At 53.7% G+C, this 25,346-nt stretch carries 27 protein-coding genes and 5 pseudogenes; 19 read left to right on the top strand and 13 right to left on the bottom strand.

Annotated elements, in window-relative coordinates; genetic code table 11:
• Nucleotides 1–15: 15 nt before the first annotated feature.
• Complete coding sequence (locus RHM55_RS22955; protein ID WP_322178470.1) at nucleotides 16–3,144, top strand: efflux RND transporter permease subunit; 3,129 nt, start codon at nucleotides 16–18, stop codon at nucleotides 3,142–3,144.
• 23 nt (nucleotides 3,145–3,167) lie between these two features.
• Here RHM55_RS22955 and RHM55_RS22950 read toward each other — a convergent pair whose 3' ends face one another.
• The 6 genes from RHM55_RS22950 to RHM55_RS22925 all read right to left on the bottom strand — a co-directional run bounded on the left by RHM55_RS22950 (nucleotide 3,168) and on the right by RHM55_RS22925 (nucleotide 5,967).
• Nucleotides 3,168–3,785: a class I SAM-dependent methyltransferase gene (locus RHM55_RS22950; protein ID WP_322178469.1), complete on the bottom strand. Its 618-nt coding sequence runs from the start codon at nucleotides 3,783–3,785 to the stop codon at nucleotides 3,168–3,170.
• 49 nt (nucleotides 3,786–3,834) lie between these two features.
• Nucleotides 3,835–4,293, bottom strand: a complete 459-nt coding sequence (locus RHM55_RS22945) for an OsmC family protein (RefSeq protein WP_322178468.1) — start codon at nucleotides 4,291–4,293, stop codon at nucleotides 3,835–3,837.
• Between the two features lie 292 nt (nucleotides 4,294–4,585).
• Nucleotides 4,586–4,774 (bottom strand): DUF2892 domain-containing protein, encoded by a 189-nt coding sequence (locus RHM55_RS22940; protein ID WP_322178467.1) that lies wholly within the window; start codon nucleotides 4,772–4,774, stop codon nucleotides 4,586–4,588.
• 10 nt (nucleotides 4,775–4,784) lie between these two features.
• The gene (locus RHM55_RS22935) at nucleotides 4,785–5,207 is read right to left on the bottom strand and encodes a DUF6691 family protein (RefSeq protein ID WP_322178466.1); all 423 of its coding nucleotides are present in this window, start codon (nucleotides 5,205–5,207) and stop codon (nucleotides 4,785–4,787) included.
• Between the two features lie 2 nt (nucleotides 5,208–5,209).
• Nucleotides 5,210–5,644: a YeeE/YedE family protein gene (locus RHM55_RS22930; RefSeq protein WP_322178465.1), complete on the bottom strand. Its 435-nt coding sequence runs from the start codon at nucleotides 5,642–5,644 to the stop codon at nucleotides 5,210–5,212.
• A complete protein-coding gene (locus RHM55_RS22925; protein WP_322178464.1) occupies nucleotides 5,641–5,967 on the bottom strand; it encodes a metalloregulator ArsR/SmtB family transcription factor in 327 nt (108 codons plus the stop codon). Before RHM55_RS22925 ends, RHM55_RS22930 begins: the two co-directional genes overlap by 4 nt.
• Before the next feature lie 551 nt (nucleotides 5,968–6,518).
• Here RHM55_RS22925 and RHM55_RS22920 point away from each other — a divergent pair.
• The 13 genes and pseudogenes from RHM55_RS22920 to RHM55_RS22860 all read left to right on the top strand — a co-directional run bounded on the left by RHM55_RS22920 (nucleotide 6,519) and on the right by RHM55_RS22860 (nucleotide 14,794).
• Nucleotides 6,519–6,914, top strand: coding sequence for a hypothetical protein (locus RHM55_RS22920; protein ID WP_322178463.1), 396 nt, complete (start codon nucleotides 6,519–6,521; stop codon nucleotides 6,912–6,914).
• Nucleotides 6,915–7,014: 100 nt separating this feature from the next.
• On the top strand, nucleotides 7,015–7,401 hold the full coding sequence (locus RHM55_RS22915) for a hypothetical protein (RefSeq protein ID WP_322178462.1): 387 nt from the start codon (nucleotides 7,015–7,017) through the stop codon (nucleotides 7,399–7,401).
• Nucleotides 7,402–7,432: 31 nt separating this feature from the next.
• Nucleotides 7,433–7,672: a hypothetical protein gene (locus RHM55_RS22910; protein ID WP_322178461.1), complete on the top strand. Its 240-nt coding sequence runs from the start codon at nucleotides 7,433–7,435 to the stop codon at nucleotides 7,670–7,672.
• A gap of 2 nt (nucleotides 7,673–7,674) precedes the next feature.
• Entirely contained in the window at nucleotides 7,675–7,905 is a 231-nt protein-coding gene (locus tag RHM55_RS22905; RefSeq protein WP_322178460.1) for an SHOCT domain-containing protein, read from the top strand.
• A gap of 15 nt (nucleotides 7,906–7,920) precedes the next feature.
• Nucleotides 7,921–8,532, top strand: coding sequence for a class I SAM-dependent methyltransferase (locus tag RHM55_RS22900; RefSeq protein ID WP_322178459.1), 612 nt, complete (start codon nucleotides 7,921–7,923; stop codon nucleotides 8,530–8,532).
• Nucleotides 8,533–8,577: 45 nt separating this feature from the next.
• A complete protein-coding gene (locus RHM55_RS22895) occupies nucleotides 8,578–9,066 on the top strand; it encodes a hypothetical protein (RefSeq protein WP_322178458.1) in 489 nt (162 codons plus the stop codon).
• Nucleotides 9,067–9,069: 3 nt separating this feature from the next.
• On the top strand, nucleotides 9,070–9,282 hold the full coding sequence (locus RHM55_RS22890) for a GDCCVxC domain-containing (seleno)protein (protein ID WP_322178457.1): 213 nt from the start codon (nucleotides 9,070–9,072) through the stop codon (nucleotides 9,280–9,282).
• Between the two features lie 412 nt (nucleotides 9,283–9,694).
• The gene (gene pstS / locus RHM55_RS22885; protein ID WP_322178456.1) at nucleotides 9,695–10,711 is read left to right on the top strand and encodes a phosphate ABC transporter substrate-binding protein PstS; all 1,017 of its coding nucleotides are present in this window, start codon (nucleotides 9,695–9,697) and stop codon (nucleotides 10,709–10,711) included.
• Between the two features lie 104 nt (nucleotides 10,712–10,815).
• Nucleotides 10,816–11,784, top strand: a complete 969-nt coding sequence (gene pstC, locus RHM55_RS22880) for a phosphate ABC transporter permease subunit PstC (RefSeq protein WP_416152032.1) — start codon at nucleotides 10,816–10,818, stop codon at nucleotides 11,782–11,784.
• Nucleotides 11,781–12,653, top strand: a complete 873-nt coding sequence (pstA, locus tag RHM55_RS22875; protein ID WP_322178455.1) for a phosphate ABC transporter permease PstA — start codon at nucleotides 11,781–11,783, stop codon at nucleotides 12,651–12,653. The genes pstC and pstA overlap by 4 nt, the downstream gene beginning before the upstream one ends.
• Nucleotides 12,653–13,432, top strand: a complete 780-nt coding sequence (gene pstB, locus RHM55_RS22870) for a phosphate ABC transporter ATP-binding protein PstB (protein ID WP_322178454.1) — start codon at nucleotides 12,653–12,655, stop codon at nucleotides 13,430–13,432. The genes pstA and pstB overlap by 1 nt, the downstream gene beginning before the upstream one ends.
• A 75-nt stretch (nucleotides 13,433–13,507) precedes the next feature.
• Nucleotides 13,508–14,070: pseudogene (locus RHM55_RS22865) on the top strand (IS5 family transposase); the annotation flags it as partial.
• Between the two features lie 355 nt (nucleotides 14,071–14,425).
• Nucleotides 14,426–14,794, top strand: a complete 369-nt coding sequence (locus tag RHM55_RS22860) for a CrcB family protein (RefSeq protein ID WP_416151990.1) — start codon at nucleotides 14,426–14,428, stop codon at nucleotides 14,792–14,794.
• Nucleotides 14,795–14,894: 100 nt separating this feature from the next.
• Here the strand turns inward: RHM55_RS22860 and RHM55_RS22855 are convergent.
• The 4 genes and pseudogenes from RHM55_RS22855 to RHM55_RS22840 all read right to left on the bottom strand — a co-directional run.
• Nucleotides 14,895–14,990: pseudogene (locus RHM55_RS22855) on the bottom strand (DedA family protein); the annotation flags it as partial.
• Nucleotides 14,983–15,354: pseudogene (locus tag RHM55_RS22850) on the bottom strand (sulfite exporter TauE/SafE family protein); the annotation flags it as partial. The pseudogenes RHM55_RS22850 and RHM55_RS22855, both read right to left, overlap by 8 nt.
• Nucleotides 15,355–15,481: 127 nt before the next feature.
• Entirely contained in the window at nucleotides 15,482–17,899 is a 2,418-nt protein-coding gene (locus RHM55_RS22845; RefSeq protein ID WP_322178452.1) for a plasma-membrane proton-efflux P-type ATPase, read from the bottom strand.
• A 164-nt stretch (nucleotides 17,900–18,063) separates the two neighbouring features.
• A pseudogene (locus RHM55_RS22840) lies at nucleotides 18,064–18,613 on the bottom strand (IS66 family transposase); the annotation flags it as partial.
• 317 nt (nucleotides 18,614–18,930) lie between these two features.
• Between RHM55_RS22840 and RHM55_RS22835 the strand changes: the two are divergent.
• On the top strand, nucleotides 18,931–19,548 hold the full coding sequence (locus RHM55_RS22835) for a CGNR zinc finger domain-containing protein (RefSeq protein ID WP_322178451.1): 618 nt from the start codon (nucleotides 18,931–18,933) through the stop codon (nucleotides 19,546–19,548).
• A gap of 66 nt (nucleotides 19,549–19,614) precedes the next feature.
• Here RHM55_RS22835 and RHM55_RS22830 read toward each other — a convergent pair whose 3' ends face one another.
• Nucleotides 19,615–19,968: a hypothetical protein gene (locus RHM55_RS22830; RefSeq protein ID WP_322178450.1), complete on the bottom strand. Its 354-nt coding sequence runs from the start codon at nucleotides 19,966–19,968 to the stop codon at nucleotides 19,615–19,617.
• Nucleotides 19,969–20,519: 551 nt separating this feature from the next.
• Here RHM55_RS22830 and RHM55_RS22825 point away from each other — a divergent pair.
• Nucleotides 20,520–20,981: an isoprenylcysteine carboxylmethyltransferase family protein gene (locus tag RHM55_RS22825; protein WP_322178449.1), complete on the top strand. Its 462-nt coding sequence runs from the start codon at nucleotides 20,520–20,522 to the stop codon at nucleotides 20,979–20,981.
• 45 nt (nucleotides 20,982–21,026) lie between these two features.
• Here the strand turns inward: RHM55_RS22825 and RHM55_RS22820 are convergent.
• Nucleotides 21,027–21,330, bottom strand: a pseudogene (locus RHM55_RS22820) (SAM-dependent methyltransferase); the annotation flags it as partial.
• A 147-nt stretch (nucleotides 21,331–21,477) separates the two neighbouring features.
• Nucleotides 21,478–21,933 (bottom strand): aspartate carbamoyltransferase, encoded by a 456-nt coding sequence (locus RHM55_RS22815; protein WP_322178448.1) that lies wholly within the window; start codon nucleotides 21,931–21,933, stop codon nucleotides 21,478–21,480.
• Here RHM55_RS22815 and RHM55_RS22810 point away from each other — a divergent pair.
• The 3 genes from RHM55_RS22810 (at nucleotide 21,925) to RHM55_RS22800 (ending at nucleotide 25,335) form a co-directional block, all read left to right on the top strand.
• Nucleotides 21,925–22,719 carry a Crp/Fnr family transcriptional regulator gene (locus RHM55_RS22810; RefSeq protein WP_322178447.1) on the top strand — a complete coding sequence of 265 codons (795 nt, stop codon included), beginning with the start codon at nucleotides 21,925–21,927 and terminating at the stop codon, nucleotides 22,717–22,719. The two genes, RHM55_RS22815 and RHM55_RS22810, sit on opposite strands and share 9 nt — an antisense overlap.
• A gap of 471 nt (nucleotides 22,720–23,190) precedes the next feature.
• Nucleotides 23,191–24,270 (top strand): ArsO family NAD(P)H-dependent flavin-containing monooxygenase, encoded by a 1,080-nt coding sequence (locus RHM55_RS22805; protein ID WP_322178446.1) that lies wholly within the window; start codon nucleotides 23,191–23,193, stop codon nucleotides 24,268–24,270.
• A gap of 27 nt (nucleotides 24,271–24,297) precedes the next feature.
• Nucleotides 24,298–25,335 carry a permease gene (locus RHM55_RS22800; protein WP_322178445.1) on the top strand — a complete coding sequence of 346 codons (1,038 nt, stop codon included), beginning with the start codon at nucleotides 24,298–24,300 and terminating at the stop codon, nucleotides 25,333–25,335.
• Nucleotides 25,336–25,346: the final 11 nt, after the last annotated feature.

Here is a 25,346-nt window from a genome sequence, read left to right as displayed (position 1 = left end):
GGCAGCGAATACATCATGTTGAATTCAATTATCCGCTTCGCTGTGCGCTTCCGAGGGGTGGTTATCGCCCTCGCGTGTCTGCTGGCAGGTTATGGCATCTATACCCTGACTCAGGCCCGGCAAGATGTTTTCCCCGAGTTCGCTCCACCGCTGGCGGTGATTCAGACCGAAGCTCCAGGGTTATCGTCCGAGCAGGTTGAAATGCTTGTTACCCAGCCGGTCGAAAATGCCATGGGTGGCACCCTGGGACTTGCGAGCATGCGATCCAAATCGTTGCCGGGGCTGTCAATGGTGACGCTGACCTTCAAGGATGGGGCTGACCTATACCGAGCCAGACAACTGGCTGCGGAGCGACTCAGTACGCTCACCGGTATTCTCCCGCACGGGGTCAAAACACCTGCGCTATTGCCATTAACGTCATCGACCAGCGTCACTCTGGTCGCAGGTATTACCTCTGACACCCGCTCGCTGATGGAGATGCGCACACTGGCGGAGTGGACGATCAAACCGCAATTATTACGCGTGCCAGGCGTGGCAGACGTAATCGTATTCGGCGGTGATCTAAAGCAGTTTCAGATTCAGGCAGATCCCAAAAAGCTGGTGCAATACGGTTTCGCTCTGCAAGACGTATTGAGCGCTGCCCAGCGTGCAACGGGGGTTAGAGGCGCAGGTTTTCTGGAGACCGCTAACCAGCGCATCGTCTTGAATACCGAGGGGCAAACCGCTACACCGGAGCAGTTGGCGCAAACAGTGCTCAACTACCAGAGTGGTATCGCCGTACGCTTGGGCGATGTCGCCACGGTGACCTATGGGCCAGCTCCCGCAGTCGGTGCGGCGGCAATCGAGGGTAAGCCAGCGGTGTCGCTGATGGTGGAAAGCCAATACGGCGCCGACATGATGAGCGTTTCCAGTAGTGTGGAAAGCGCCCTGAACAGCTTGAAACCAGCGCTCGAAGCGGAACAAGTGAGTCTGCATCCGGACATCTTCCGCCCCGCCAAATTTATTGAAACCGCGATGGGTCACCTGCAAACGGCACTGCTGCTGGGCAGTGTGCTGGTTGTCCTGGTGCTGTTTCTGTTCTTGCTCAATATCCGCACTGCGATCATCTCGGCTACGGCGATTCCGCTTTCCCTGTTAACGGCGGTGATCGTGCTCCATCACTTCGGCGTAAGTCTCAACACCATGACCTTGGGCGGCTTGGCCATTGCCCTGGGAGAGGTCGTGGACGATGCCGTGGTCGACGTGGAGAACATCTTCCGTCGGCTGCGCCAAAATCAAGCGCTGGAGCATCCCATCTCACCGGCCTTGGTGGTATTGCGCGCCTCGTTCGAAGTCCGTAGTGCAGTGGTGTATGCCACCTTGGTTGTTGCACTGATTTTCCTGCCTGTTCTGGCACTGTCAGGGATTGCCGGGGAACTGTTCGCGCCCTTGGGGCTCGCCTATATCCTGGCGATTTTGGCGTCCCTTGTGGTGGCCCTGACGGTCACGCCAGCGCTGGCGTTTATGTTGTTGACCACCAAGCCACTTCAATCGGAAGAGCCCAAGCTGGTGCAGCGACTGAAGGCTCGTTATCTGAAACTACTCGCCAGCATCGAGTCGCACTCTCGTTCAATCGTCTGGATGATCGTCATTCTCTGCACCGTGGCGGCCAGCGCGCTCCCGTTCTTTGGCGGTAACTTCATACCGGAATTGAAGGAGGGGCATTACCTCATCCATATGGCGTTGGCCCCAGGCTCCTCTTTGACCGAGTCCATGCGCGTGGGCGACCGTGTAGCGCAGGAGCTGAGTACAGTCTCCGGCGTGCGGCTGGTAGCGCAACGCGCAGGGCGAGCCAGTGAAGTAGTCGACCCGACTGGCGTCCATGTCAGTGAGTTCGAAGTGGATTTAAATAGCTTGTCCGCCGCAGAGGAAACCCAGGCCGTAGCGCGTATTCAACACGTGCTGGCCAGCTTCCCGGGGCTAACGACGTCGGTGAACACGTTCGTGACTGAGCGGGTGGACGAAAGCATCTCCGGCGTCACCGCGCCGGTCGTTATCAATGTCTTTGGCCCTGACCTGGATGTGCTGGACAGCAAAGCCCAGGAAATTGCACAGGTGATCGGTCGAATCCCCGGCACCATCGGCTTGAGAGTCGAGTCCGCCCAGCATGTGCCGCAATTAACCATCAGGCTGCGGCCTGAGCAATTGACACACTGGGGGTTCGAGCCGGTTGATGTGATGGAGGCGATCCAGGTGGCCTACGACGGAGTGACCGCCAACCAGATCTATCAGGGCAACCAGACGTATGACGTCACCGTCTCGTTGAGTCCCGCAACCCACCACAGCATCGCGGCTGTCGGTTCACTGCTGCTACGCAACAAAACCGGAACCACGGTGCCGCTCAATCAACTGGCCGTGATCACTCAAACCACCAGCCGTTACCAAATCATGCACAGCGGTGGTCAACGCCTGCAAACAGTCTCGACCGCAGTACATGGCCGTGCGGTGAGTGACTTCGTTCAGGAGGCTCAACGGCGAATTAACAAGGAGGTCACTTTACCCAAGGGAACCTACGTCTTGTTTGCTGGAGAGGAACAAGCACGTGTGCAATCGCAACAGGACTTACTGGTTTACACAGCGGTTGCCATCATTGGGATCATGCTGCTTCTGTTCCTCGCCCTCAAAAGCATGCGTGCGTTGGTCTTAGTCCTCGTGAACCTGCCCTTTGCCTTGGTAGGCGGTGTATTGACTGTGTTGGTATGCGGTGGAAACTTGTCATTGGGAACACTGGTCGGGTTTGTCACCCTGTTTGGTATCACGCTGCGCAACTCCATCATGCTCATCTCCCATTACTCACACCTGGTGAATGAAGAAGGCATGACATGGGGCCCGGAAACAGCTCGAAGGGGTGCCGCCGAGCGACTTGTACCGATTCTGATGACAGCCGTGGTGACCGCGTTGGGACTGCTACCTTTGGCGCTCGCCAGTGGCGCTGCCGGCAATGAAATTGAAGGGCCTATGGCTATCGTTATCTTGGGAGGATTAGTGACCTCAACAGCTCTCAACCTCTTGGTGTTACCAACTTTGGCGTTGCATTTTGGACGCTTTGAAAAGCGCGTCGAAGAGTTTCCAGCTCAGTTAACACCCGTTGAATCCGCCACCTAGTGCGAGCAAGGGCGATTCACGACTCAGATGACCTTGCGACAAAAACAGTAAACAAACTTCTGCTCATTGCCCCCTGGCGTATGGTGAGACTCTTTTTCATGTCCAAGCATGATAAACGGCTCACCGAATTCAGCATGAAGCTCATTGGCATCGTAACGCATGACAGACAAGCCACTGCACTTGCTTGGCCCATCCTCTGCAAAGGTTGCCACGATGACCAGACCGCCTGGTTTAACCGCCCTAAGCACAGCTTGGACATACGCATGCCGCTCTTCTGCAGTGGTTAAAAAATGAAATACGGCCCTGTCATGCCACACGTCGTAGGCGTTCGAATCAAGCTTGGTTTCGATGATATTCGCTTCTAGCCACTGTACCTTCGAAGCTAGCGTGCCGAGCCTGGCTTTTGCCGTAGCAAGAGCTTTTCCGGAAAGGTCAAGAACCGTGACGTTTTCATAACCGTTAGCCAAGAGATCATCAACCAGTGTTGATGCGCCGCCGCCAACATCAATGATCAAAGCTGTAAGCGGTACACCCGCCTCTCGAATGAACTTGAGCGAGAGTGCGGCATGCTCTTGAAACCAACTCACCTCATCAGCGGCTTTGGTCGTGTAGACGTTTTCCCAGTGCTCCTTGGATTGCATAGTGATTCCTCTGAGCTGTCTTTGCGGAACAGGGAGGTGTAGTGCACGCCTACAAAGTCTGTGGCGATTCGCGATCTACGAGTTGACTGTATAGCTGAGTGCCATGGGTCAAATTATCAGCCAGTGGGCAGCGACGCTCTACTTCTTGCAAAAACGCCTGCTTTTCTTCAAGGCTTAGATCGGCATCAATCTCTACCAACACTCGCAAGGCCTGAAATCCTGGTCGAACAGAAAGATCCCGCCCGAGTAATCCGGCAGGGTCGTAATCAGCCTGAATTTCAAAGCGCATGCCGCGCAGTTCAATTTTGCGCTGATGGGCAAGAAAGCGGCCAATGGTGCCAAAGCATCCGGCAATCGCGGCGAGAATCAGTTCCAGCGGAGTAGGCCCGGTATCCTGTCCAGCCGCATGCTTGGGCTGATCCATGATGACGTGATGCTCACCGCAAGTCACCTCGACTGCAAAGCCTGAACCGAGGGTGCCATGGGCGCTAATAGTTTTCATAGTCATGTCCGCGATATTCCTTTGAAGGGTGAATAGAGCCTGAGAAGCCTTAGGGCAACTCGGTCGTTCGAACTATCGTGCCCCGAGTCATTCGAGGAAACTCAACCGGCTGAGTCAATCCATTAGCGACCTCTGCCGCTGGAAGGTTACAACTTGAAACAGGGCTAACGCCTACACTCACCTGACCCAGTCAAAGTCCACGCTTGGCATTTTCCCGCCGAAGCGTGTTTAACTAAATATGGGGCTCGCCAAGAACGTTAATAACCGCTCAGTCCCCAAGCGCCGTAACAGCCCTGAGCTAAGAACGCTTGCAGGTATTGACCCCAATAAGCGAATAGCCCGGACAGAAGCGAAAGATGCCGGTAGCCAATGGCACAACACCAAGCCAGCCCCACCAGCCAATGACCCCAGCCAGGCTCAGACCGATCAGAATTACGCCTGCGACAACGCGCAGAATGCGGTCGATGGTTCCAACATTTGCTTTCATGGCTATTTCCTTATCTATCCGTTCGACGGTTTTCGAGCACAGAGAACAGCAACATACCGGCCAGCATGGCCAGCACAAACACGATGATTTGCCAGTGTCCGGTGAGCAAAATCGCCACCGCCGGCCCAGGGCAGATGCCTGCGATGCCCCAGCCAACACCGAATAAAAGACTGCCTACAATGAGTCGAGAGTCCAGTTCACGTTTGACGGGTAGCTGCATGGGTGATCCAAGCAAGGATTGCTTCTGTTTGCGGGCCCAATTGAACGGCAGGATCGCCACTGCGATAGCGCCAGCCATGACAAGCCCCAGAGAGGGATCCCAAGCACCCGCCAAGTCAAGAAAGCCTAGCACTTTGGCGGGGTTCGCCATGCCACCCAGTAGCAGGCCAAGCCCGAAGATCAACCCGGCAAAAAAAGCAGTTAATTTGACCATGCTCAGACTCCCAACACATGACGAACGACATACACCGTGGCAAATCCCGTAGACATAAAACACAACGTTGCAGCGATGGAGCGCGGGGATAAGCGCGATATACCGCACACGCCATGGCCACTGGTACAACCGGAGCCATAGCGGGTGCCGACACCTACTAGAAGACCGGCCAGCACCAAACCAACCCAGCCCGTCTGGAACTGGATCGTCGGGAAGGCAGCAAACAGCGTCCAGAGCAAGGGCGCCAACAACAGGCCAAGTAGAAACAACGCTTTCTCTCCCCAGCCATCACTACCCCATTGGAGTACGCTGCCGAGCAATCCACTGATTCCAGTAATACGGCCATTGGCGAGAACAAACACACTGGCCGCCAGCCCGATCAACGCACCCCCGGACAGGGCTGACCAGGGAGTGAAGTTAAGCCAGTCGATGCTCATGTCGCGTCTCCCGCACAAAATAGTTGGTAAAGGGTATTGATCACGGCAAGTGCTGCCGGGCTGTTGATACGGTAGTAGATCTGCTTGCCATCGCGACGCGTCTCCACTAGACCTTCCCGACGCAATACTGCGAGTTGCTGAGACAGCGTCGGTTGCTGGATGCCAAGCAAAGCCTCCAAGTCGCTGACGTTGCGCTCTCCCTGCGATAACTGACAGAGCAGAAGCAGTCGATCTGGGTTGGCAAGAGCCTTGAGTAGCTGACCAGCAGCATCGGCATTCGCGCGCAGCTGCGGGATATTGAGAGCGTCTTTGGTGGTAGTCATGACACAGTATTCAGTTAAGATAACAACAATATATTATCTTATATATTATATGGCAAGCAGTTCCTGTACTCGGGATAGAAGCCAACGAGGCCAGGTAAGAAATCGACGAGCGGACGTCGCTCTGAGCCGGATAATCAGGTTTCAGTTGTCTATCCGCACAACAGTAAAACTGTTGTCGCGCTTGCCACCCTCAAGGGTGGCCATGGCGTGGCCAACGCCTACAAACGGTCTTGACCGCAGCACATGGCCGCGCGGTGAGTGACTCCGCCCAGGAGGCTCACTCAACAGCTGATTAACACGTCACTGTGACCACTTTGCACTCAATGCCCCCTTAATACACATGGACGATGAAAGAGTTGCGCCCAAAAAACTGATAGCAAGGAACGGCAAAGAAGGGTAAAAACTCGAAAGGTCGACGTTGACCTTACGATTTGGCCACACCACAAGAACCGACATCCGGTTGCATGCGTTGATGTGGATCAATCGCGGCGCTCCGAGGTGCTGATATTTTTAAAAGATTAGCACCCGTCAATCAGTGTTGGAGACGCTGCATGTTCTGGTTTCGCCACCACCAACCAGTGTTCATACGCCTCGCCATCGTGCTGTGGGTGTTAGCGTTTGGTATGGCCGCGACCCAGGGATGCCTGACACAGCCAAGCCACACTCCCGCGACAACCCATGTCTCGCTCAACACCGCGCAAGATGACGATAGCCACGACGCCCACACCCTTGGCTGTATCCAACACTGCGCCGATGCGGCGATTGCCGTGAGTCCCTCGCCGCATCTTCAACTGTCTGACCTGTCCATTTGGACGTTCCTGTTACTGATCCCTGCGCTGCTGATTTTTTACCCCGCCACCCCTTCTGCTTTTGCCTTTCTTGCATTGCGGCACCCTGCGCCCGCCAGACCGCCCGCTCGCCTGATTTTCGTCCGCTTCAACATTTAGACCGACCTTCTGCGCGCCGAATTCCGGCCGCACTTCTTGGCTGCGCCACTCTGGCGCGGCTTTGTATTACCTGTGTTGCCCTTACCCTTTGGAGATTGCCATGCATACGTCATTGAAACTGATCCTCGCTGCCCTTCTCGTCAGCAGCCCACTCATGGCCTCGGCCGCCGATGAACCACAGCCAGAGTCGTCGTCGACCACGGCAGCTCAAACAAGCGAAATGCCCATGCAGAACAAAGCCATGACTGCGCAAATGCAAAAAATGCAGGCTGCTCATGACAAAGCAGCGGCCGCCAAAACCCCTGCCGAGCGTCAAGCCGCCATGCAGGAAAACATGAAGACGATGAAAGACAGCCTGGGCATGATGCAGAAAAACTGTAATGGCATGGGCATGTCCGGCAACAAAGACGGCACGGGCATGATGAATATGATGATGAAAATGATGGATCAGCAGTCGAGCATGATGGCAATGCCCATGAACAAGTGATCCTGACGATAGCGTTGTAAATGCAACGGGCTTGGGACAAACCAACTTCTCGTTCCACTTGCGTGTGTTGCGTGAAGCTGGCTTCGTCCGTGCCGAGCGTCGCGGGACGTTCATCTATTACTGCCTCGCCTACACTGAACTGTTGCGCATCCTGCAGGACTTGAAACGGTGGCTGGACACACACCATGCGATGGTCACAAGCGAGGTCAAACAGCGTAGCCGCCCAGGTAGACACAATTCGGCGGCGGTAAAAACCAAGGAGGTAGCGTAATTATGTGGAACTATGAACCGTGGGGCATGTTTCCGTGGATGTGGATATTTCCACTGATCTTTCTCATCGTGATGCTGATCTTCCTCTTCCGGAGCGGCTGTTTGCCCATGTGCGGCGGCCATAAAACACACGAAAAAAGAGAAGAAAGCGCGCGAGAACTTCTCGACCGGCGTTATGCCCGTGGAGAGATCAACCGCGAGGAATATCAACAGATGAAAAAAGATCTCGAATAGCCAAGGAATTCTCAAATGATGCTTCAAGACCGATTGTTTCAAGCTACGGGGATGCCGGACAAAAACTGGTGGCATGCCTTATGGCCCGACCCCGATGGCATCGTCAAGGAATTGCGTATCGAATCCGGGATGACCGTTGTCGATTTGGGTTGCGGCGACGGCTATTTCACCGCAGCCATCGCCCGCCGGGTTGGCCCAGGCCGCGTCATCGGTCTCGACCTCGACCTCGACCTCGACCCGGCGATGCTGGAGCAAGCGGAAGCCGCTTGTGACGGGATGTCGAACTGTGACTGGCTACTCGGCGATGCGATGGAATTAAGCCGGCTGATAGCCAGCCCAGTAGACTTTGTCTTGATCGCAAATACTTTCCATGGCGTGCCAGACAAAACCGCACTGTCCAAGGAAGTCGCCGCCGCTCTCCAGCCCGCCGGTCGCTTCGCAATCGTCAATTGGTATCCCATCGCACGCGAAGACACGCCTGTGCTGGGCCAGCCGCGCGGGCCACGCACGGAACTTCGCATGTCCACAGAGGAGACCCGCGCGGTAGCTGAACCGGCTGGCTTCCAACTGGAAGGGCTGGTCAAGCTGCCGCCCTACCACTACGGGGCAATTTTCAAGAAAACCTGACGCCGTTCCCTTATTTCACGTAATCCAACGCAAAGGAGATTTGAGATGGAATCGAAAAACCAAGACACCAAAGAGAGCAGTGAATCCGAGTCGGGGCAAGACAACGGCTCTAACCCGATGATGGGCAAGATGAAAAAGATGATGTCATCAATGGGCCAGGGTGGCGAAGGCCCCATGGCTATGATGCAAAAGATGATGGGGCAGATGGGTAGCCATAAGGAAGGCGAAGCAGGAAACCCCATGCAGAATATGATGGGTATGTGCATGGGAATGTGCGCGGAGATGTTAACCGCCATGCATAAAACCACCTCAATGGCGGCCTTCACCACACCGGAACTCCATACCCTATTCGGCGAGTGGATGGAAAGTCTGGAGCGCGAGGCGCTCACGGCAATGGAAGGCAAGGGCCAGATGGATGTTTCGACCCTGGCCGCTTCGCTGAAGATCACTGAGGAAAGCGCGATTCATCTTATCGCGCATCTTGCCAGCACGGGCAAGGCGGCTCTGAGCATCCGTGCAACCGGGGACAAGTAAGCATTGAACATTATTGTCTTGGAGTCCGTGTTGACGTGCCCGCGCTGTGGATTTTCCCGGCAGGAAACCATGCCGACTGACGCCTGCCAGTTTTACTACGAGTGCCGCAACTGCAACACGCTGCTGCGTCCCAACCCCGGCGACTGCTGTGTGTTCTGTTCCTTCGGTTCTACGAAATGCCCTCCGATTCAGACGCAGCACGGGTGTTGCGGGTAGGGCCAGATTTTCTCCTGCCTCACCTACACGCGGGTTGTTTACGTCATGTGACTACCGAAGTCTTAGCGTACGATTTTTCCGAATCTACGTGCGCCCCACTACCATGCGTTCAAGCTTGCATTCCGCGACAAGCGGTAACCGATTGACCTGGAGGCCATTTTGGCTGGGATTGACTGGGAGTAGTTGCCAATTTTGACGAGATGGACAAATTCCGTCGGTTTGGGCTTAGAACCCCAGTGCCGCCTGCTTTTCAGCGCTCAGGCAAGCGAATGCGAATTGTTAAAATTTATTTCAAAATATTGCTAACAACACCCCAATCGTCATCAGACAGAAATATTTAAGGAGTTAAATCGTCACTTCTCTGACTAGGTGGGTCAATCCACTTAAACCCTTCCATTGAGGTGTTGTCGTGATGTTGCTGACTAAAAAAAGCCTGTCTGTCTTGCTGGCTGCCCTCTGCCTGAGTAGCGTTGCTCATGCGACCGATGTTACCGGTGCGGGCTCCAGTTTTGTCTATCCGGTACTGTCCAAGTGGTCGCAGGACTACAGCAAAAGCTCCAGCAACCGCATCAATTACCAGTCGATTGGCTCGGGTGGAGGTATCGCTCAGATCAAGGCGGCAACAGTAGATTTTGGTGCCTCCGACGCCCCATTGTCTGCTGATGACCTCAAGGCCAGCGGCCTAGGCCAATTTCCCAGTGTCATTGGCGGCATCGTGCCGGTGATGAACATTGATGGTATCGCCGCAGGCCAATTGAAGCTGGACGGTGAGACCCTGGCGAAAATCTTCCTTGGTGAGATTACTGTTTGGAACGACCCGGCCATCGTCGCACTGAATCCAGGTATGAAACTACCCGGCGGTAAAATCACCGTCGTTCACCGTTCTGACGGCTCTGGCACCTCTTATAACTTCACCAACTACCTGACCAAAGTGAGTGATGATTGGAAATCTAAAGTCGGTTTCGGTACCACTGTGCCTTGGCCGGTCGGTGTGGGCGGCAAAGGCAACGAAGGTGTCTCCGCCTACGTAAAGCAAATCAAAAACTCAATCGGTTATGTTGAGTACGCCTATGCCCTTCAAAACAAGATGACTCACGCGCAGCTGAAGAACGCTGCAGGGAAGTTCATTCAACCCAATTCCAAAGCCTTCCAAGCGGCTGCCGATACTGCGGATTGGGCTAACGCTAAGGACTTCAGCCTGATCATGACCAACGCACCCGGCGATAGCGCATGGCCGATCACTGCGACCACTTGGATCATTATGTACAAACAGCCAAAAAATGCCGAGCAAAGCCAAGCAGCCTTCAACTTCTTCAAATGGTCATTGGAGAACGGTCAGCAACAGGCCTCGGCGCTGGACTACGTAGCCTTGCCTGATTCCCTGGTTAAGCGGATCGAAGGTTATTGGAAATCTGACTTCGCCCATTGATTCAGCAACACCTAAAACACCCCTTCTTCAAGCAAATTTTTGCCTGGCGAAGGGGTTTGTTTATGAGCAGACATATGATGAACGACACAGTCCAACCTCTGGCCATGACCATTCACATTAGCGACGCGACGACTGATACGCGTGCCGCTCGCGATCAGCGTCATGATCTTTGGTTTAGACGTTCAATGCTGGGAGCTGCACTGTTGGTGCTGTTACTGCTGGCAAGCATCGCGGCTTCGACACTGTGGGGCGGTAGTCTTGCACTAAGAACCTTCGGCCTCGATTTTCTTACCAGCACGGAATGGGATGCTGTCAATAACCACTTCGGCGCTTTGGTGCCGATTTACGGCACTCTCATGACGTCTTTTCTGGCATTGCTTATAGCGGTGCCTATCAGTTTTGGCATTGCGATGTTTCTTACTGAAGTCGCGCCGCCTTGGCTGCGCATGCCAATTGCCTCATCCATCGAATTGTTGGCGGGAATCCCGTCAATTATCTATGGCATGTGGGGCCTGTTTGTTTTTGGGCCATTCATGGCAGAACATCTATCGCCCTGGATCAACGACTATCTGGGTGAGTTACCTTTGGTTGGTTCGCTATTTCAGGGCCCTCCATTAGGGATAGGCATGCTGACTGCCGGTATTGTTCTAGCCATCATGATCATGCCATTCATCACTTCAGTAATGCATGAGGTGTTTCGCAGTGTCCCGACAACCCTCAAGGAGTCTGCGTACGCATTAGGCAGTACCACTTGGGAGGTGGTCTGGGACATCGTTCTTCCCTACACACGGTCTGCGGTTGTTGGTGGTGTTTTTCTGGGGTTAGGACGGGCCTTGGGCGAGACAATGGCGGTGACCTTCGTGCTAGGTAATGCCAATCAGTTCTCGGCCTCATTACTGATGCCGAGCAGCTCCATAGCTTCGGTAATAGCCAACGAGTTCAGCGAGGCCTATACCGATCTGCACCGATCGGCATTAATCGCTCTGGGTTTCCTGCTGTTTATTGTCACCTTTATCATCTTGGCCTTAGCGCGACTCATGCTTATGCGACTGTCTCGCAAGGAGGGCCTATGATTGGCAATGAACGTCTTTACAAAATTCGTACATTCAAGAATCGGCTTGCGATGGTGCTGAGTTGTGGTGCCACAGCCTTCGGTTTGATTTGGTTGGTCTGGATTATGCTGACTACGGTGGTCAATGGATTTCAGGCGCTTAATTTCCGCCTCTTTACTGAGATGACGCCGCCACCTGGTACGGAAGGCGGTTTAGCAAATGCGTTCTACGGCAGTGCTCTGATGTCGGCCATCGCGTTGCTGATTGGCACACCCATTGGCCTCATGGCAGGGATCTGGCTAGCGGAGTTCGCACGACATTCGCGTCTAGGCACTATAGTCCGATTTATCAACGACATTCTGCTCTCGGCGCCCTCCATTGTGCTGGGGTTATTCATCTACACCGGCGTCATCCTGCCGCTGAACATGCTGACAAACCACCAAGTCGGTTTTTCTGCCATCGCCGGGGCTCTGGCATTGGCGCTATTGGTGATTCCGGTAGTGGTAAGAACAACTGACGAGATGCTTCAGTTGCAACCATCAACAATGCGAGAAGCGGCGCTGGCATTAGGCGTCCCGCAATGGAAGTTGACGTTGCAAATCGTATTGCGAGCGGCGAAAGCGGGTGTGGTTACCGGGGTACTTCTCGCGCTAGCCAGGATCACTGGTGAAACGGCGCCGCTACTGTTTACAGCATTCGGCAACCAGTTTTGGAGCAGCAATCTTCTTAAACCGATTGCCAGCGTGCCGGTGGTAATTTTCCAGTACGCCATGAGCCCATTCGAGGACTGGCACTCTCTGGCTTGGGCTGGAGCATTAGTGCTGACATTGTTTGTATTGATACTAAGTCTTCTGTCCCGCTTGATACTTTTGCGCAATAGGTTGACCTGATGAATAGCCTTGACCTTACCAACGAAAGAACTAAAATTCGCGTTCGTGGCCTAGAGTTTTTTTACAATAACCAACGTTCCCTGAAGTCCATCGACATGGATATTCCAGAGAAGCGCATCACTGCAATCATCGGGCCTTCAGGTTGTGGGAAGTCGACACTGCTGCGGGTATTTAACCGTATCTACTCCATGTACCCAAAGCAGGAAGCGCGCGGCGAGGTACTACTCAACGGGGAGAACATTCTCGCTTCTGGTTACTCGATGAATCGCCTACGCAGCCATGTCGGCATGGTATTCCAAAAACCGGTACCGTTTCCGATGTCAATCTACGACAACGTTGCCTATGCAGTACGTCACCATGAGTCGCTATCCCGTCATGAGATGGATGCACGTGTCGAACAAGCCTTAAATGGAGCCGCACTTTGGGACGAAGTAAAGGATAAACTCAAACAAAGCGCACAGGGTCTGTCTGGTGGTCAACAGCAGCGTCTGTGTATAGCGCGCACCATTGCTTTACGGCCACAGGTATTGCTCCTAGATGAACCGACTTCCGCTCTCGACCCGATTTCTACCGGACGCATAGAACAGTTGATTACGGAGTTGAAACAGCAATACACCGTCATCATCGTGACTCACAACATGCAGCAAGCCGCACGAGTATCAGACTACACCGCCTTTATGTTTATGGGTGAATTGATTGAACATGATTTGACCGACATTATTTTCACCAAGCCAAAAATCAAGCAAACGGAAGACTACATATCTGGCCGATTTGGATAACTATTTCGCTGAGTAATGGTGCGTATGCGTAATGGAAGAGCTGTGTTTCGCTAATTATATCTTAAAGCATACCCCACAAGCATCGACGCCATGATTACTCATGCGCCCCGCTCGACTAAAAACGAGGATGGCAAGCGTGATCCAGATATGCACAAGACAACAAAGGGTAACCAATACTTCTTCGAAATGAAGGCGCATATCGGCGCCGATGTGCAGTCGCGCCTGGCTCATCACGTTCACGGTAGGGCCGCGAACGTGGCCGAGGTCACCTAGGGCCGAACTGCTGCCTTGCAACGAAAACACGATGTACGCCGACGCGGGATACATCGGCGTTGAGAAGCGTGAAGAGCACGAAAATCGTCAAGTAATCTGGCAAATTACCGCGCGGCGGAACACCTATTACAAACGGAATAAGGGAAGCCAGCTCTACAAGGCCAAGCGCAAGATCGAGTATTGCAAAGCCCGAATCCCTGCTACAGTCGAGCACCCTTACGGGTGGTCAAACGTCAGTTAGGTTATGTGAAAGTGCGACTTCGTGAGCTGATGAAAAATACCGCTCATCTGACCACGCCGTTTGCACTGCCGAATTTGTGATGGTACGAAAACACTTGTTGGGCTTGGGTGAGGTGCGCTCGTAGTAAGGTAAGCCGGACTGAAGAGCCCAAGGGGTCGGTATTTATGATCCGTTTTTCACCGGAAATAGATGACGCCGCTACTCAAGCCCCCAATCTGCTCAAGTTGTTCGGAGTTTCCCTGTCTAGAGAGGCTCTCACTTGAAGCATCCCGCCACCCCTATAGAATGTAACCCCGGAGGCGGACTCACATCCTCACCGGAGGTGCAGGAGCGAGTCCTGGAAAGGAGGCATCCTGTGCTTTCCTATTCACTTCGGGGGCATGTAGATAGCTTGCCTGCTTTATTCCTTCATTCATTACATACGTAAGCTCTCAGCCCCTAGAGCTGCAAGGAGTTCGCTAGCTGTGGTGAGAACAATAATGGCCATCGCCATAAGCGCATCGCTAGGAGGCTGGTTACGCAGTGCTTTGGGGGCAAAGCTTAAGAGCTCGTTTCCAAGCATGCCCGCAGGAACGCTCGTGGCGAATTTGGCCAGCGGGTACTTCATTGGCCTGTCCATCGGCTTCTGGGCGGATTCGCCGCTTCTCTTCCCGCGATGGCACCTTGCGATCATCACCAGTTTTTGCATAGGACTTGCTATTTTCTCAATAGCGTCAGCAGGATCAGCCTCGTTAAACCAAAAGGAACGGTTCATTTCCGCAATTGGGGCTATCTCGCTTCATGTCGTAGGCGTGCTTGCTATGGCTGCGCTGGGAACACTCACGTTCCAGTGGATAAGTGACATCTAGGAAGATTTGACCATAGGTCGGTATTGCATTTGGCTTTGTGATGGAAAGATCAGGGTTACTGCTACAGATGCTAAAACTAGGCACTTTGTAGTGGTCAACTAATCCCGACCAACACCGCTTCAGATTGCATTGGAAGCGGCGTGGCGGCACCGAGTGCCGCCAGGAACAGACCAACGTAGCTGGTGAGCTCAAACACTCAAGAGCCGCCTTATGCGTTCAGGCCGATCCAGACCGACTGCGATAATCAGCCTGCTGGACAGATAAGGTGCACGACGAGCAACGGTGCCCACCCAAGGCCAGCGATTCTAGGCCTGCTTGGCGCCAATAGCTGCCGCTACACCGACGGTGACCAGTGTGGGCACCAGGCCAATGCTGAAGCACAGGACGAGCATGCCACCCAAGGCGACCTCTTTGACCTGAATGCGGAGCAGCAGAGCGGTGATGGCCGCTGGGCAAGGAATGAGCCCACCCGTCAAGCCGAACATGATGATCTGTCTCGTGGTGACCTCACGATGGGTGAAGCGCTTACGGATATCGTTGGCATGAGCGTGCTCAATTGCGCAACAAGCGCTCTTAAGACCTTGCGATATTGCTGTTTTGACTTGTAGAAAGGTTCCAGTTTGTCGGCCACTTGCGGAAATTGACGTCGTCGCCTTTCCAGAATTCTAAAATCCGCCGAATTGATTTTCATATGCCGCCTTTCGGCGCTGCCGGCGCGATTGCTGGTTGCCTTGAAGCTGCATTGGGAACTCGCCATCTGATCATCGCGACCTTCAAAGCGTCGTTCAGAATTAGACAAGAGACTAGCGCATAACCGAATATCGCGAGCATCTGCCATCCGGGCAAAGGAGCGAGCCCCTTGAGTCCTACGAACGTCAGGACTGTGCCCACAATGGCGTCCGCTGTTAAAGCTGACATAAAGGTCTTACTCGGCAGGGTAGCCCAAAACCAACTGCGCTCCCGTGCCGACACGACTGAGAATATGGCAAAGTAGAGAAGCATAAGAAAGCTGAACGTGTAGAGGGTGTCATTGTTGCTTGCCAAATTGAATCTCGTCCAGCAAACCCACAAAAGAAAAAGCGTTTCGGCAACCATCGCGACGCCAAGAACGACCGACACGGTGATGAAGCCGCCTATGTTCCACGTCTCGGGGTTCTTCGATGGCTTAACGTTGTCTGTGGAGAGGGAAACTTTCGCGAAATCCGTCAAGAACACCAGCAACAGCATCGCAAAGGCGGAGACCACAAACTTACCTGTTACAACGAATGCGATGGCCACAAACGCGGCCTTCAGGATCGTACGGCTGATCTTGTTGATGATCCATGTAAGGATACGTTGATAAATCGTCCGTCCCTGCTCTACCAACGTGACAATGTTGATCAGCCCCGCCTCGGTCAGAACAACGCTCGCGGCGCTCTTGGCGACATCGGTAGCGGTGCTGACAGCTATTCCAACCTCAGCTTGACGGAGAGCTGGAGCGTCGTTGACGCCGTCGCCCGTCATCCCGGTTACGTGGCCTGCGGCCTGAAGATGCTTTACCACGATATATTTGTCTTCCGGGAATACTTCGGCAAAGCCGTCAGCACCGGCGAAAAGGTCGACTACGGCGCCGGTTTGTGCGCTCGCAGCCTTTAAATCCGCCACGCGCCTGATCTGGGTGAGTCCGACGCCCTTGCCGATCTCGAGTGCCACCGGGAGCGCGTCCCCTGTCAGCATCTTGACCTGCACTCCCAGCTCATGAAGAGTCGCGATGAGCTGCCTGGCGTCCGGTCGCGGAGGATCGTACAACTCCACTAATCCAAGCAGGACAGGGACGCCATCCTCGGCGCCGCGCGCTACCGCTAGCGTGCGAAAGCCTTTTGCGGCTGACACGCTGACACGCGCGTCCAACGTCTCGATCTCGAGCGGCTGGAGTCCACAGGCTTCTGAGATGGTGCGCACGGCGCCTTTCATTACGCGCACCCGCTGTCCATTCTGCTCAACAATGGCTTCCGTCCGACGAGTTTTCGCATCGAATGGAGAAAAGGATACGGGCGTTCCGGCAACAAGGCCGTCGAACACATGATGCGCTTTAGCTGCTGCGAGAAAGGCGAGATCGATAGGATCTTGGTTGGACTCTTGTGACGCAAGCGCGCCCGAGACCAAAACATCGGCTTCCGTCGCATGTTTCAACGGGATAACGCCCGTGACAGCCAGTTGATTCATCGTGATTGTGCCTGTCTTGTCCACGCAAAGGACGTCCATCGTGGCGGCATCTTCCGTAGCACTCAACCGGGTGACCAGCACTCCACGCTGGGCCAGCTCCTTCGATCCGAAAGCCATGCTAACCGTGAACATGACGGGAAGGGCGACCGGCACCGCACTCATCAAGAGGACAAGCAGGAGAGGGATCATTTCGAGCAGCGGTACGCCGCGAATCAGCGATAGCGCGAGCACCACGCCGAGCAGTACGCCTACAATGACAAACAGCCAGCGCACGATCTTGGTTACGACCGCTTCGATATGAAGTTTCGGACGCGCCTGCTGCACGAGTTCTGTAGTACGACCGAAATAGGTTTGCGCGCCCGTTAAAATCACCACGCCATTGCCTTCCCCACGCCGTACGATAGATCCCGATGAGAGGACTTCGCCGGGCGCTTTATCAGACTCTTTCGACTCGCCGGTCAGCGCGGACTGATCCAGGCTCATGGCGCCGGAGAGGAGTTTTAGATCCGCTGGGATGATGTCACCTGGGCGCACGCGGATAATGTCGCCAGGTACCAGCTCTCGGGCGGGAATCACCTGCCACTTCGAGTCGCGCAGCACTCGGGTGTTGACCTGCAAGCGCTTTTGCAGAGTTTTGACGACGCCAGCGGCGCGCTGTTCCTGAGTAAAACTCAGTACAGCGTTGACAACCAGTAGCGCGCCCACAACCGCAAGATCGGTATAGTTTCCGAGTACAGCGGATAAAATCATGATCAGCTCGAGCATCCATGCCGAGATACCCCAGAATTTTCGCAGGAATCTCAGGGCCGGATGCCCTCTCCTTTCGGCTACTTCGTTGTAGCCGTGCTCCTTGCGCTGTGAGTCGACCTCCGAATGTGTGAGCCCGGCATCTGGGTTCACATGGAGAGCCGCAAGCGTTTGAGGAACCGTTGCACTGGCGATGTCAGGTGCATTTATAGGCGGAGGACAAGCAGCGGACTCCTTTCTTAGGGGCCTCATCATGAATATCCTTCTCAAGCGTTTGCGCAAGTCACGCCGGGGTTTCTGGGAGTTCATCAGGCAATTCACCTGTGACTTTTGTTGACTATACGCCAGCTCCCATGGTTGTGACGTAAGCTGATGGGCATTACAGGTTGCGTCACCGACAACAGTTCGGCAGTCTCACTCGCCCGCTGCGTCGGCAGCCATGTCAGTACGCCCTTCAAATACTCGTACGGATCATGCGCATTGAGCTTGGACGACTGGATCTAACTCATCAGTGCAGCCGTACGCTTACCGCTGCGCAACGACCCCGCGAAGAGTCTGCTTGCGACCCAGCGGCCACGGTCGAATTTGCTGCTCTGCGTGATTGTCGTCTATGAGTACAGCACCGTCATCAAGATAGCGTAACAACGCCGTCCAGCGTTTCAGGCTGTAATCGAAGGACTTGGCGATAGCTACACCATCGAGCACAAACTCGCGCAGGACGATCATCCAAGCATGAAACAGATCATCACGGGCACAGCCTTTTCTTGCCATATTCGGCTGCGTAAATCCGGTTTCAGATCGCTGATCTTCACGCTAGATTTCGTACAACAACTGGATGTAGCGCAAGGCCTGTTCGGGAAGCATAGCAATCCAAATTCAGCTGCGAGAATGGCTCAACAGCCATCAATCAAGCCGGGGCAAAGCTAAAAAGCTCCTGATGTCGTCGCACAGAGCCTTTTGAGTGCATACGCCCTCCGCAGGCCTGCAGGCGTTCAATACTAAATTGCATCGACTTGGCGGTTCACTAGGCGTTCTCGTTTTCCTTAGACCACTACACTTCGCCCTCAAACCGAAAGACATCAGGCAGTGGTAGCGCGGAAAACTTTTAAAACCACCATCAACGCTTTTAACAGTTAGAAAGGCTATAGTCTGAGCTAACCGGTAAAGTAATAGATGAAGGTTATATGTTTCCACACAAATGGCCAAAATCAGCGTTCGTCGCGGGTAACGCGGTACTCGACTTCCTCAACACCGTTGACGCCCATGGACGTTCAGTTGACCAGGATCGACTGACAAGCTACGCCTCTGCTCTAGCTTGGGGTGAGGCAGCTGATTTGATCGATTCTGCAGAGTTCAAGAGGATCGCCGACACTGCCTCAAGCGCTCCAGCGGACTCGGAACAAGCGCTGAATGATTTGGTGCAGTGGCGTGAGGCGGTCTACCGAGTCTTCGAGGCTATTGTCAGAAACGAAGCGCCACCTGCCGATGATTGGAAAACCGTCGAGACTTCGATTAAGAAAGCAATTTCTAGCGCCCTTCTATCCCGAGATAAAGTCGGTGCTACATCCTGGAAAACATCTCCAGCCATAACCGATTTGACAACCATCCCACAGAGACTCGCCCTGGGGCTGCATGAGCTGCTTGCCAGCGATTTGGTTGCAAAAATCAAGCAGTGTGAGGGGTGTACTTGGCTGTTTATCGATACGTCCAAGAATCACCGGAGACGGTGGTGCTCCATGGCTACGTGCGGGAACAGAGCAAAAGCGCAGCGGCATTACCAGGTGAAAGCGACAGCCGAGTGATCTACGAATGCACAACGATCAAACGCGCCTGATGCGAATACGTAAATGCCCCCCCGCTCCACTTTCTCAAAGCCCTAAGTCCCGCGCCATCCGATCCTCCAGCACCGCGTCGCAAGAGTATCCAGACTCGATCAGTCTTCGCTGTAACTGCTCGTAAAGATGCTGGCGTAAGGGAGCTCTCACAAGCACAAAGCTCGACGCGGCGAAACCGTATACTTGCTCCACGGGCTGCTCAAGGGCGGTGCGTAGCGCTGAGACGCCTTGAGCCCCGATAGTCGATGCATATATTCGCTCCACGTCAAAATACCCAGGTCGCCGCTTGTATATCTTGGCCACGTCGATGATCAGTTCAGCAAAATCCTCATCTGAATAGACCGCCTGCGCCAACGACCAAATTTTTACTTCAAGTGAATAATCCACGCTGCCACCTCAAATTTCAGACGTACCAATCCCAATGATTGGCGCTGTGCTAGGCGACAGATTTTTTAAACTTTAAGAGCTCGCTTTTTGAAGCCAAAGTGAGAAGCAGCGGTCTGGCGACCGAATGCGCGACTTCCCTGTGTCCTACGGGTGTTTCCAACACCGTATCCGCGCTGAAAATCGTCAGAGGCGAAGCAGAATCAAAGACAAAAAGCGAAGACAGAATCGGTGGTATCGCTCAAGAAAACGGAGCGACTGCTTACCTCGCTTTTTCTTTGGTCTCAAATATAAGAACTCCGTCTCAAAAGTTTTTTATTAAGGGGGGCGAGCGCATATTGTCGTATATGGCATGCATATTGTCGCATTTGACACCTAAATAGCCATCTAATCTGATGCCTTGGATGCGATTACAGTAACCGTCCGGGCAACACCCCTTCCTGACCCCAACGCTTAAGCCCCCCGAATAAATCAAGGTCACATTTGCTGCCTTGCTTGTCTCTAGGTCGTAACCTGTATGCTCAGCTTACTCCTGCAAATTTAAGGTGGTTTCTATGAGTACATTGGAAAACAAGATTCCTCCGCCCATTGTTGCAGTCCTGTTTGGGGTGCTGATGTGGGGTGGTTCAGCCTATCTTCCAAGCATCGACGTGGCACATTCGATGCGAGTGATGTTGGCTTTGCTCGTGTTCTGTACGGGAGGCTTCTTTGATCTTTCAGGAGCGGTGTCTTTTCGGCGAGCGAAGACAACTGTCAATCCGTTGAAGCCTGAAACAGCATCAGCGCTCGTAAGCACAGGGATCTATCGATATTCACGCAACCCGATGTACGTCGGCTTTGCTATGTTTCTCACTGCCTGGGCCTTTTATCTTGCATCGCCGCTTTTGTTGCTCGGGGTACTGGGATTTATCTTGTACATGAACCGGTTCCAGATCACCCCCGAGGAGCGTGCGTTGACCGCCTTGTTTGGAGCTGACTTCTTGGCCTATCAAGCGAAGGTTCGCCGCTGGCTATGAGACCATCTTCCTCATCATAAAACGATCATCCAAACCGCATGGTCATCAGGCTAGCTTGCGGTAAAAACAGTAAACGAACTTCTGTGCCACAAGGCGTATGGTGCGACTCCTTTTCATGTCCAAGCAGTACAACCGGCTCACCAAACTCCGCGTGAAGCTCCTTTGCGTCGTAGCGCATAACCGGTAACCCGCTGCATTTGCTGGGCCCGTCCTCCGCGAAAGTTGCCACTATAACCAGACCGCCAGGCTTGACCGCCTGAAGTACAGCCCGGACGTAAGCTCGGCGCTCTTGTGCGCTGGTTAGAAAATGGAATACCGCCCTGTCGTGCCACAGGTCGTAGGTGTTCAAACCTAACTCGGCGTCGAGGATATTAGTGCCTAGTCGCTCTGATGTTTTGGAAGCAACCGCCATGGTTGGTTGTGGTCGGTGGTGTAGCCGGATGGCTGCTGAGTGTCGTGCTTTGACGGTCTTTTAAATTCCGTCGGGCTTTATCGTCTACTTGGAATGTCCTTCCATAGCATCCTTACCATGGTCGGAGAGTTGGGCGTCAAACCACTTGTGCAATGCCGACACCAAGCTGGCATCCGACGTTTTGTAGATCAGCTCTGCGCCGCTTTCAACATCCTGGTAAACGATGGAGATTTGTCCTGGTTTGGCGTTTTTTAGATCGGCGAGGCCTGGCATGTCGTCACCATGGATTCGGGAAGGGCCTGAGAAGTCGCCATCCAGAAACTGCTTGCGGATCTCTTGCAGGTGCTGGCGAATTAACTTCACTTGGTCGGCGTCAGTGGACTTCTTGGCCACAACTTGCTGCACCCCACCTTCGGCGTTTTTTGTAAAGATGTGGGTCGTTGCTGCTAGGCTAAATGGCATTACCTCTTCGCCGCGTTGGGATACTTCTGATTTACGCTGCGCGTCGGCCATCGCCGTCATATGAGCGGCATGGTTCATTTCAGAGTGATCCATAATTTGGGCATCAGCGCTTCCGGCGAAAGCAACAATAACGCCCAAAGTAATAGCGATTATGCGCATGATTTTTTTCCGAAATTGACGTTACATCAATCTTATGATGTGACGACCTTCCATGGGTATGGTCCTAATCATATGAAGAATGTAAATGATGCATTGGACTGGCCGGCTTTGATCGCCGCCCAACCATCAGCGGCCCTCATCCCAGAGACACTGCGTGTGTCGGCCAGGCAGGTGGATACCGATACTCGCGAGATACTCTTTCTGATTGGAGATCCGATTCGTCATGTTTATCTTGTGATCTCGGGCGAAGCGCGCCTGGTTCGGCTAGGCCGTAATGGCCTCGAAGTGGTCTTGCAACACTCACGTGGAGGCTTCATTGCGGAAGCCAGTATCGACAGCCGCGCCTACCACTGTGACGCTATAGCTACCGAATCCACTACTTTGCTGTTGTTTCCGGTCGTAGCGTTTCGCGCGGCCTTGGATGATGTGCCTGCATTTCGCAGAGCCTGGCAATCAGAACTATCCAAGGAAATCCAAAAGCTACGCGCTCAATGCGAAAGGCTGTGCCTGCATAGCGCAACTGACCGTATCACCCATTACATTGAATCCGAAGGCAGCGATGGCGCCGTTACGCTCAGTCAGTCGCGCAAGTCTTGGGCAAAAGATCTGGGCTTGACTCACGAAGCTCTATACAGGGCTTTGAGGCGCATGCAGAACGATGGGTGTCTTAAAGTCGAAGGCAATCATTTGACTATCAAACCCTGACCTACGGAGACCAATTGAGGACACGGAAAACGAGGCAGTGCATGCTATGTCTACGCGACTGGCATTGATCGTGTGACCGCAGAAGCACTACCCGGCCCAAATCCAATTTTTCCGAACTATCAAAAAAAGAAAGTGACACCTGGCAGCTATGGCTCAATTCTGTTGAAAAAGTCCGAGCGGCTTGGCTCAACCTGCACTGAGCTTGAAAAACGTCTACTTTACGCGTTGCTACGTGAAATTTGAGCTGGCTTTCTTCTATACCAAGTTCAGATTTCATCTCGTGCGAGCTTTTTTTGTAGTCGAGACCATCGACAAGTTTTTCAACAAAATCAGCCAAAGGAGCCAAAGGAGCCACTCGAAGCATTGAAACGGTGACAGTCAATTCCCTCTCAATATGCGCTAGATCAGTAAGAGTCAAAGCTGAGTCGATAAACTTACTAACGCCCAGCACCGATCTAAGGTTTCCCCCACATGACTCATTCACTGAGTGGCCAGCTAGACGTAGTCATTATCGGCGGGGGGCAGTCAGCCTTGGCAGTAGCGTATTTCCTACGCCGAGCTCAACTTTCATTCGTCATCCTCGATGCGGAGGAAGAGCCCGGTGGTGCCTGGCGGCATGGCTGGAACTCGCTGCGTTTATTCTCCCCGTCCACTTGGAGTTCGATCCCCGGCTGGATGATGCCGCCCGCGCAAGAGGGTTACCCCACACGAAATCATGTGGTCGATTACCTCAACCAATATGAGCAGCGCTACCAATTTCCGGTTGAGCGCCCGGTTCGGGTCGTTTCTGTGGAACGTATAGAGTCTGACTTACGAGTACGTTCTGACGACAGGTATTGGGATGCCAAGGTTGTAATTAGCGCTACCGGCACCTGGAGCAATCCCTACATCCCTCATTACCCGAATGCCGAGCAATTCGCCGGGCGGCAATTGCACTCCGCGAACTATGTCGAAGCACAAGCGTTTGCTGGCAAGAAGGTTTTGGTGGTGGGTGGTGGTAATTCAGGAGCGCAGATTTTGGCAGAAGTATCCAAGGTCGCCGAGACCACTTGGGTAACCCCTACTGAGCCGGTCTTTTTGCCTGACGAAGTGGATGGACGGGTACTATTTGAGCGCGCCACTCAGCGCTTGAAAGCTCAGCAGGAGGGGCGTGTCATTGACCAGCCCGTCGGCGGGTTGGGAGACATTGTCATGGTGCCGCCAGTTGTAGAAGCCCGTGAGCGTGAAGTTCTCAAGTCTGTACGCCCTTTTGAACATTTCACTCGCGATGGCGTGATTTGGGCCGATGGTTCCGAATCTGCAGTGGACGCGGTAATTTGGTGTACCGGATTCAGGCCAGCACTTCAGCATCTGGATACGCTGGGGGTGATCAACACCGAAGGCCGCGTTGAGGTCGAAGGCTCTCACTCGATCCAAGAGCCTAGACTATGGCTGGTCGGCTATGGCGAGTGGACAGGTTCGGCTTCTGCCACCTTGATCGGTGTAACACGCACAGCACGCAGCACAGTCAATGAGATCGCAGCCTTTCTCGCCGAGCAGTCCGTTGCCTAGTGCCTCTATACCTTAGGAGCAGTGGACATGAACGAAATGATCGTGCGCTGGCCTGAGCGGAATCCCCGCATGTTTTTAGCGGTAGCAGCGCTTGTCTGGTTCGGATTGTATGAAGCCCTGATTCCTGTTTCAGAGGCTTTGGTCGCAGCGCTTCCTGTTGATCGTAATAGCCACCTTGGAGGCGCCTTACAGTTTTTTTTCTACGACACGCCCAAAGTGCTGATGCTGTTGACCGGCATCGTGTTCTTGATGGGCATGCTCAACTCCCACTTCACACCTGAGCGCACCCGCGCAATGTTGGCAGGGCGAAGCGAAGGGATGGCCAATGTCATGGCGGCCTCTCTCGGTGTGTTTACCCCATTTTGCTCCTGCTCAGCCGTTCCTCTATTTATAGGTTTTGTTCAAGCCGGGGTGCCACTAGGGGTGACTTTCTCTTTTCTCATTTCTGCGCCCATGGTGAATGAGGTAGCGCTGACACTGCTGCTTGGCCTATTCGGCTGGAAAGTTGCGTTGCTGTACCTCAGTTTGGGTTTGTTTATTGCGATTGTTGCTGGTTGGGTCATTGGGCGCCTGAAAATGGAGGCCTATCTGGAAGACTGGGTTCGTAATATGCCCAAGATCCAGGCAACTGTTGGGGACACGAGTATGCCGCTGCATGAGCGAACAAATTCCGGGCTTAGTAGCGTGCGTGAAATCGTTGGGAAAGTATGGCCTTACATCCTTGCCGGTATCGCTATTGGCGCAGGCATTCACGGGTATGTGCCAGAGGATTTCATGGCCAGTTTTATGGGCAAAGACGCCTGGTGGTCGGTTCCGCTCGCGGTTCTTATCGGCATCCCCATGTATACCAATGCGGCAGGCATCATTCCTATTGTGCAGGCACTGCTCGCAAAGGGGGCGGCGCTGGGCACCGTACTGGCCTTCATGATGAGTGTCATCGCTCTATCCCTTCCGGAGATGGTGATCTTGCGCAAGGTGCTGAAAGTTCGCCTGATAGCCACCTTCATTGGAGTCGTAGCCGCCGGCATTCTCATCGTTGGTTACGTCTTCAACTTCGCGTTGTAATCCACCTACCG

The sequence above is a fragment of the Pseudomonas sp. MH9.2 genome (assembly GCF_034353875.1).
Lineage (GTDB): Bacteria > Pseudomonadota > Gammaproteobacteria > Pseudomonadales > Pseudomonadaceae > Aquipseudomonas.
The sequence above is the reverse complement of the archived record's forward strand: the minus strand, read 5'-3'. Positions and strand labels throughout refer to the sequence as shown.

Bases quoted from the DNA above. Each gene is read 5' to 3' on its own strand.
- RHM55_RS22815 (WP_322178448.1), bottom strand. From the start codon at position 21,933: ATGAACCATGCCGCTCATATGACGGCGATGGCCGACGCGCAGCGTAAA.
- RHM55_RS22925 (WP_322178464.1), bottom strand. From the start codon at position 5,967: ATGACTACCACCAAAGACGCTCTCAATATCCCGCAGCTGCGCGCGAAT.
- pstS (WP_322178456.1), top strand. From the start codon at position 9,695: ATGTTGCTGACTAAAAAAAGCCTGTCTGTCTTGCTGGCTGCCCTCTGC.
- RHM55_RS22895 (WP_322178458.1), top strand. From the start codon at position 8,578: ATGGAATCGAAAAACCAAGACACCAAAGAGAGCAGTGAATCCGAGTCG.
- pstC (WP_416152032.1), top strand. From the start codon at position 10,816: ATGACCATTCACATTAGCGACGCGACGACTGATACGCGTGCCGCTCGC.
- RHM55_RS22915 (WP_322178462.1), top strand. From the start codon at position 7,015: ATGCATACGTCATTGAAACTGATCCTCGCTGCCCTTCTCGTCAGCAGC.
- RHM55_RS22835 (WP_322178451.1), top strand. From the start codon at position 18,931: ATGTTTCCACACAAATGGCCAAAATCAGCGTTCGTCGCGGGTAACGCG.
- pstB (WP_322178454.1), top strand. From the start codon at position 12,653: ATGAATAGCCTTGACCTTACCAACGAAAGAACTAAAATTCGCGTTCGT.
- RHM55_RS22905 (WP_322178460.1), top strand. From the start codon at position 7,675: ATGTGGAACTATGAACCGTGGGGCATGTTTCCGTGGATGTGGATATTT.
- RHM55_RS22950 (WP_322178469.1), bottom strand. From the start codon at position 3,785: ATGCAATCCAAGGAGCACTGGGAAAACGTCTACACGACCAAAGCCGCT.
- RHM55_RS22920 (WP_322178463.1), top strand. From the start codon at position 6,519: ATGTTCTGGTTTCGCCACCACCAACCAGTGTTCATACGCCTCGCCATC.
- RHM55_RS22810 (WP_322178447.1), top strand. From the start codon at position 21,925: ATGGTTCATTTCAGAGTGATCCATAATTTGGGCATCAGCGCTTCCGGC.
- RHM55_RS22940 (WP_322178467.1), bottom strand. From the start codon at position 4,774: ATGAAAGCAAATGTTGGAACCATCGACCGCATTCTGCGCGTTGTCGCA.
- RHM55_RS22900 (WP_322178459.1), top strand. From the start codon at position 7,921: ATGATGCTTCAAGACCGATTGTTTCAAGCTACGGGGATGCCGGACAAA.
- RHM55_RS22945 (WP_322178468.1), bottom strand. From the start codon at position 4,293: ATGACTATGAAAACTATTAGCGCCCATGGCACCCTCGGTTCAGGCTTT.
- pstA (WP_322178455.1), top strand. From the start codon at position 11,781: ATGATTGGCAATGAACGTCTTTACAAAATTCGTACATTCAAGAATCGG.
- RHM55_RS22825 (WP_322178449.1), top strand. From the start codon at position 20,520: ATGAGTACATTGGAAAACAAGATTCCTCCGCCCATTGTTGCAGTCCTG.
- RHM55_RS22800 (WP_322178445.1), top strand. From the start codon at position 24,298: ATGAACGAAATGATCGTGCGCTGGCCTGAGCGGAATCCCCGCATGTTT.
- RHM55_RS22955 (WP_322178470.1), top strand. From the start codon at position 16: ATGTTGAATTCAATTATCCGCTTCGCTGTGCGCTTCCGAGGGGTGGTT.
- RHM55_RS22860 (WP_416151990.1), top strand. From the start codon at position 14,426: ATGGCCATCGCCATAAGCGCATCGCTAGGAGGCTGGTTACGCAGTGCT.
- RHM55_RS22930 (WP_322178465.1), bottom strand. From the start codon at position 5,644: ATGAGCATCGACTGGCTTAACTTCACTCCCTGGTCAGCCCTGTCCGGG.
- RHM55_RS22935 (WP_322178466.1), bottom strand. From the start codon at position 5,207: ATGGTCAAATTAACTGCTTTTTTTGCCGGGTTGATCTTCGGGCTTGGC.
- RHM55_RS22805 (WP_322178446.1), top strand. From the start codon at position 23,191: ATGACTCATTCACTGAGTGGCCAGCTAGACGTAGTCATTATCGGCGGG.